Below are 6316 nucleotides of genomic sequence, written 5' to 3' on the forward strand. Positions count from 1 at the left end.
CGACTCTCCCGCCAGGATGCGTCCCCTACGTCGGCGGCTTCCTCGAGCTGCGCGGCGACGTGCGCGACGGCGGCTGGGTGATGGCGGGCGACCCGGACCACGGCTTCGCGTACCCGCGGACCACGCTCCGCAAGTGGGACGCAGCGCCGTCAACCCGCTCGTGGCACCCCGCAGTCTGACTCACTCCCCCGGCGCGCCCGAGCGCGCCCTCACCGCGGCCTCCGTACGACTCGCCACCCCGAGCTTGCGCAAGATCGCCGACACGTGCACCGACGCCGTCTTGCGGCTGATGAAGAGCCGCTCGCCGATCTCGCCGTTCGACAGCCCTTCGGCCACCAGCGCCAGCACCTGCCGCTCGCGCTCCGTGAGCTCGTCGGGGTCCCCGCGCCTACCGACCGCATCCAGCCCTCCGCTCTCGAGCACGGCCTCCGCCCGCTGCACCACGAGCCCGGCGCCGATCGCGCTCCCTGCCGCGACGGCCTCCGTCAGACGCTCCCGCGCGCCCGCGCGGTCCCCCTCAGCCAGCAACGCCTCTCCGTCGCGCAGCAAGGCGTACGGGCGCAGGTGGGCGGGACCCGGCGCGTCGGCCACCGCCGACCACGGTCCCTCACCGAGCTCGGCGGCGACGGCACCACCCCATGCGGCGAAGGTCGGCCAGGACGCGCACTCCTCGGCGATCGCGCGGTACGGCGCGACGTCGGGCGCCGCGCCCACGGCCTCACGGCGGAGCACGGCGATCGCTCGCGCCGCGACCGCGACGACCGGAAGCTCGTCACCCGGGCTCCGGTCCTGACCTTGACGCAGCAGGATGTCGGAGGCGAGCCGCAAGGCCTCGTCCGGGTCACCCCGCAGCAGCGCCATCTCTCCCAGCGTCGCGGCGACCCGCGTCCGGACCTGCTGCTCGAGCCTCCCGAACCGCTCCCACCCGGCGAGCTTGGCCCGCGCGATCGCCTCGGACGCGTCCAGCTCGCCCCGCCACATCTGGAGCCACGCCCAGCGCTCGCGCAGATACATCGCGAACATGCTGTCCGACACGAGCGGGATCGCCCGCTCGTACCAGGCTGCGGCCTCGTCCCACCGACCCAGACCGATCATCGCCTCGGCGGCGTTGCCCTCGAGCATCGCATCGGTGCTCCACCCGGACCCGAGCGCGCGCGAGCGCCGCGCCCCCTCCGAGGCGAGACCGAGCGCGATCTCGAACTCGCCTCGCAGGAGGTGGCAGTGGGAGGCGTTGACGTAGTAGCGCGACAACGCCCTCCAGTCGTCGACGGCGAAGTCACGAGCGCGTTCGAGGTCGTCCAGACCGCCCACGTCCCCGAGCGACACACGGGAGACGCCGCGCATGTTGAGCGCCAGCGACGCGCTGGACGTCGCCCCCGCTGCCGTCGCCGTCTCGAAGCACTCGGTCGCGCTCGCGATCGCCTCGCGGGAGCGGCCGTCGAGCATCCCGTCTCGCGTCTTCGTGACGAGGAGCAGCGCGCGCACCTCGTCGTTCTCGCCCGGACCCACGAGGGCGAGCGCCCGCTCGAGGAACGCGCGCCCCTCGGTGCTGCCGGCCTGCGCGGCGATCACCGCCGCGTTGCCCAGCGCCCGGGCCAGGCCGTCCGTGTCGTCGGGGGGCCATTCGGCGAGGGCCTGCTGGCACAGCGCGAGCGCACGGTCGAGTCGGGTCATCGACCGCACGGAATCGGCGACGCCGATCACGAGCTGGTGATGGGAGACGCCGGCGGCCTCCTCGGCGTCCGGGACCATCTCCCAGAGGTCGAGCGCGCGCTCGCCCAGGGTCGCGGCGGTCGTCCAGGAGCCCGCACGGTCTGCTGCCTCCTGGCCCCGGACGGCGGCCGCCAGCGCACGGTCGGGCACCCGCGCGCGCCACCAGTGCTCCGCGATCTCGGACAGGCGCGCGACGGTCGTCGGATACGACTCGAGAGCGTTCGCGTACGCCGAGTGCAGGCGGCGACGCTCACCGGGAAGGAGCTCGGAGAGCACCGCCTCCTGGACCAGCGCGTGCCGGAAGGCGTAGCCGTCCTCGTCGCCCTCGAGCACCGCGGCTGCCACGGCCTCGCGGGCGGCGCCCTCGGCCGCGACCACGGCATCAGGCCCGAGGGCGTCGGAGAGAAGGTCGTAGGAGGCGCGCGGGCCGGCCGCGGCCACCTGCCGGCAGAACTCCTGCGCAGCCGGTGACAGCCGCGAGTAGCGCAGGAGCAGCAGGTCGCGCAGCGAGTCGGGGAGGTCGGTGCCGAGGAAGCCGACGAGCTCCTCGACATAGAAGGGGACGCCCTCGCTGCGGTCGATGAGGTCGGCAAGGCCGGGCCCGACGTCGTCGTCTTCGAGCAGCGCCGCGGCGAGCTGGGCGATCTCGCCCTCGTCGAGGCGCGGGACGGCGAGCCGGGTGACGAGTCGTGCGCGCTCGAGCTCGGCCAGCATCGACCGCAAAGGGTGCCCCCGGCCCACGTCGTCGCTGCGGTAGCTCGCCACGAGCAGCAAGGCACTCCCCTGCGGCAGCCGTGCGAGACGGTCGACCGTCGCCCGGGTGGCGTCGTCGGCCCAGTGGAGGTCCTCGACGACCACGACGAGCGGCTGGCGCTGCGCCACCGAGGCCAGCAGCCCCGCCACGACCTCCGGCAGCCGCCCAGGGCTCGCCTGCACGCGCACGTCGATCAGCCGCGGCGCCACCAGCCCGAGCGCGTCGGCGCTCGGCCCGGCCTCGTCGAGCGTCCGGTCGGCGCCGAGCGCACCGACGACGTCGCGGACCAGGCCCTCGAGCGCCGCGTACGGCAGCGGTCCGGAGCCTGAGTCGGCACACGCACCGGACACGACGAGCGTGTCGCCGCTCTCGCGCAGCTCGGAGACGAACTCACGGAGCAGCCGGCTCTTGCCGATGCCGGCCTCCCCGGCGACGAGGACCGAGCGGACGGCACCCCGGCGCGCCTCCGCGTACGCCTCACGCAGAACGGCGAGCTCTGGGGCGCGGCCGACCAACGGTGCACGGACGTGAGCCATGGCCTCATCGTGCCGTACGCCGCGGTCAGACCGGCCTACGCCGCTCGCCTCCCTATGTGGCTTCGGAGTCCCCCGTCGCGACCGGCCGGGACGGGTCGCTCACCCACTCGCTCCAGGAGCCGGGATAGAGCGCCGCGTCGACGCCCACGCGCCGCAGCGCGAGCACCTCGTGCGCCGCGGTGACGCCCGATCCGCAATAGACGGCGACCTCGTGCCCCGGCACGGCACCGAGGTCCACGAACCGGTCCGCGAGCACCTCTGCCGGGCGCCAGCGTCCCGCGGCGTCGACGTTGTCGAAGGTCGGCGCGCTCACCGCTCCCGGGATGTGACCCGCGACCGGATCGACCGGCTCGACCTCTCCGAGGTAGCGAGGCGTCACACGGGCGTCGAGGAGCACGCCGTCCCGCCCGACCCGCGCAGCACCGTCGGCATCTACGACGGGCAGGTGCCCAGGATCTGCCGCGAAGTCCCCCGGCTCGGGTGCCGGGGTCTCCGTGGAGACCGGCATCCCCGCCGCCTCCCACGCCGCGAGCCCGCCGTCGAGCAGCCGTACGTCGCGGTGGCCGTGATAGGTGAGCAGCCACCACGCCCGGGCGGCGGAGGTGCCGTCGCCCGCGTCGTACACGACCACGGGAGCGCCCGCCCGTACCCCGTGCGCCCGCATCGCTGCCGCGAACCGGTCGGCGTCCGGCAGCGGGTGACGCCCGCGGCGGCCGTCGCCCGGCGGGTCCGCGAGCTCGGTGTCCATGTCCACGTACGAGGCTCCGGGCACGTGACCGGCCTCGTAGGCGGCCCGGCCGGCGCTGCCGCCCAGGACGTAGCGCACGTCCAGCAGGGTCACCCCTCCCCGGCGCAGCATGGTGTCGAGCTCACCCACTGTGAGCAGGGGCTCCCGGAGCGGATCGGCTCGGTCGTCGGACGAGGGCTCGGCGGAGGAATGATCGACCATGGCGACACGGTAGCCTCGTGCCTCGTGGCGAGCCTCCTCTTCTTCACCGGGACGATGGACAACGGCAAGTCGACCCTGGCGCTCCAGACCAATCACAACCACGCGGCCCGGGGACGCGTCGGCCGGATCTTCACCAGTCAGGACCGTGCCGGCGACGGCCGCCTCTCGAGCCGCCTCGGACTCTCCACCGACGCGATCGAGGTGGACCCCGACTTCGACTTCTGGGACTACGTCGTCCGGTCGCTGACCGGTGGTGGGCGGATCGACTACCTCATCTGTGACGAGGCGCAGTTCTACACGACCGCCCAGGTCGAGGCGCTGGCGCGGATCACCGACGAGCTGCAGATCGACGTGTTCGCCTTCGGCATCCTGACCGACTTCCGGACCCGCATGTTCGAGGGCTCGGTGCGCCTGGTGGAGCTGGCCGACCGGATCCAGCCCCTCCAGGTCGAGGCGCTCTGCTGGTGCGGCAAGCGGGCGACCCACAACGCCCGCACGGTGAACGGTGTGATGGTCACCGAGGGTGACCAGATCGTCATCGGCGACGTCGACGAGCCCGGCTTCCCCACCCCGCAGGTCGGGTACGAGGTGCTGTGCCGCCAGCACCACCGTCGTCGTATGACGACGGCGCGGGCCCGTGCGGTCACGACGCTCAACGACCCGCTGCCGTTCAACGGCTGAGGCTCACCGCTCGACGGCGAGCAGCCGGAACACCTCGACCGCCTCGCTCTTGCCCTTGAGCTCCAGGGCACCGAGGGGCTCGGTGACGACCCCGGAGAGCAGCTCGAGGGTCGCCGCGCTCACCGCGACGCCGCCCGCGGGCGCCTTCCCCTCGATCCGGGACGCGGTGTTGACCGTGTCGCCGATGACGGTGTGCGTACGTCCTCCTGCGGTGCCGAGCACGCTCACCGAGACCGGACCCGAGTTGATCCCCACCCGGAACCTGGGCCATCCGGGATGCTCGCGGACAACGGCCTCGGTCGCCTCCTGGAGCGCCAGGCCGGCGAGGGCCGCGCGACGGGCATGGTCGGGCTGGTCTCCTCGCCGGTTGAAGGTGACCATGAGCGCGTCGCCGATGATGCGGTCGACGTCTCCCCCGTAGCGCCCGACCACCGGCGGCACCGCCACCTCGAAGAACGTGTTGAGCATCTGCGTGACCTCCTGGGGCGCGTGGGCCTCGGAGAACGTCGTGAAACCCTGGAGGTCGGCGAACAGGATGCTCATGTCCCGTCGTCCCTGGGTCGTCTCGTCGAGATAGAGAGCGGCGAACCGCTCCTCGTGCCACTGGCGCCGGGCCGTGAGGGCGACGAGCAGCACGGCCGCGAGCACCAGGAGGTGCCACTCCCACCACGACAGGTGCCAGCTCCGGGAGAAGGCCACGGCGACCGACGCCTCCGCCAGCAGCAGGAACGCCGAGGCGACGGCGAGCGGCAGCGCGTTCCGGCGACGCCTCCAGATCCTCAGATAGCGCCACGCGGCGACGCTGTGCCCGACGATCGCCGCGCCCGCGATCGCCGACAGCATGCCGTCGACCTCCTCGGGCACGGGACCGGCGTCGAACGGCCAGATCTCTGTCAGCGACAGGACCGCCCACCCGACGACGACCGCGGCGACCACCGCCCGGATCACCCCGGCCCGCTGGACGAGGCGGACGTCACGCTCGCCGCCGAGGTCGCTGCCGGACCACACCGCGAACACCGCACCCAGCGCCAGGCCCACGGGCGTCGCGAGCACGAAGCCCGCGTTGGGAGTGGTGAGGAGGACGTCCGGCGTCGCCAGCGCGTGCAGCCCCAGGAACAGTGCGGTGACCAGGAAGGCGTACGAGGCGAGCAGCACGCGGGCGTCACCGCGCTGGAGGGCTGCGGCTCCCATCGCGTACGCCAGGACGGCGCCGATCACCGCGGCCGACAGGACCAGCCAGAAGTGAGCGGGATGGTCCTCCCAGGCGATGTCGATCTCGGGTTGCCACATCAACAGGGCGAGACCGAGCAACGGCAGCGCGAGGCACACGCCCAGACCGATCGCGCCGGTCCGCCCACCCGGGGACGGGCGGCCGCTCGGCGCCGCGCGGTGGCCCTCAGGCATCGCCCTCGGCCAGACACTCGTGAACCTGCGAGACCACGACCGACCCTTCACCCACCGCGGAGGCGACACGCTTGACCGATCCCGAGCGCAGGTCACCGACGGCGAACACGCCCGGGAGCGTCGACTCGTTCGGCCGTGGCGGCCGGTCCCGCGGCCAGGTGCCGTCGGTCACCGCGTCCATCCCGGCGAGCAGGAAGCCGCGGACGTCCCGGCGCACCTCCTCGGGCAGCCAGTCGGTCCGTGGCTGGGCACCGATCATCAGGAACAGTCCGTCGCACC

Annotated in this window: 4 protein-coding genes and 1 pseudogene; 1 reads left to right on the forward strand and 4 read right to left on the reverse strand. The window is 73.4% G+C overall.

Translation table 11 applies throughout. The features are described from left to right. Positions 1–180 precede the first annotated feature (180 nt). A complete protein-coding gene (locus PV363_RS14710; protein ID WP_301022706.1) occupies positions 181–3003 on the reverse strand; it encodes a helix-turn-helix transcriptional regulator in 2823 nt (940 codons plus the stop codon). A gap of 52 nt (positions 3004–3055) precedes the next feature. Continuing rightward, entirely contained in the window at positions 3056–3952 is an 897-nt protein-coding gene (locus tag PV363_RS14715; RefSeq protein ID WP_301022707.1) for a sulfurtransferase, read from the reverse strand. A gap of 24 nt (positions 3953–3976) precedes the next feature. On the opposite strand from PV363_RS14715, the gene PV363_RS14720 reads away from it, so the two are divergent. Next, entirely contained in the window at positions 3977–4633 is a 657-nt protein-coding gene (locus PV363_RS14720) for a thymidine kinase (RefSeq protein ID WP_301022708.1), read from the forward strand. Between the two features lie 3 nt (positions 4634–4636). On the opposite strand, the gene PV363_RS14725 is transcribed toward PV363_RS14720, so the two are convergent. Then, on the reverse strand, positions 4637–6037 hold the full coding sequence (locus tag PV363_RS14725) for an adenylate/guanylate cyclase domain-containing protein (protein WP_301022709.1): 1401 nt from the start codon (positions 6035–6037) through the stop codon (positions 4637–4639). Further along, a pseudogene (locus PV363_RS14730) lies at positions 6030–6316 on the reverse strand (response regulator); the annotation flags it as partial. The pseudogene PV363_RS14730 and the gene PV363_RS14725, both read right to left, overlap by 8 nt.

Source organism: Mumia sp., from assembly GCF_028803055.1.
Classification (GTDB): Bacteria; Actinomycetota; Actinomycetes; order Propionibacteriales; family Nocardioidaceae; genus Mumia.

Bases quoted from the DNA above. Each gene is read 5' to 3' on its own strand.
- PV363_RS14715 (WP_301022707.1), bottom strand. From the start codon at position 3,952: ATGGTCGATCATTCCTCCGCCGAGCCCTCGTCCGACGACCGAGCCGAT.
- PV363_RS14725 (WP_301022709.1), bottom strand. From the start codon at position 6,037: ATGCCTGAGGGCCACCGCGCGGCGCCGAGCGGCCGCCCGTCCCCGGGT.
- PV363_RS14710 (WP_301022706.1), bottom strand. From the start codon at position 3,003: ATGGCTCACGTCCGTGCACCGTTGGTCGGCCGCGCCCCAGAGCTCGCC.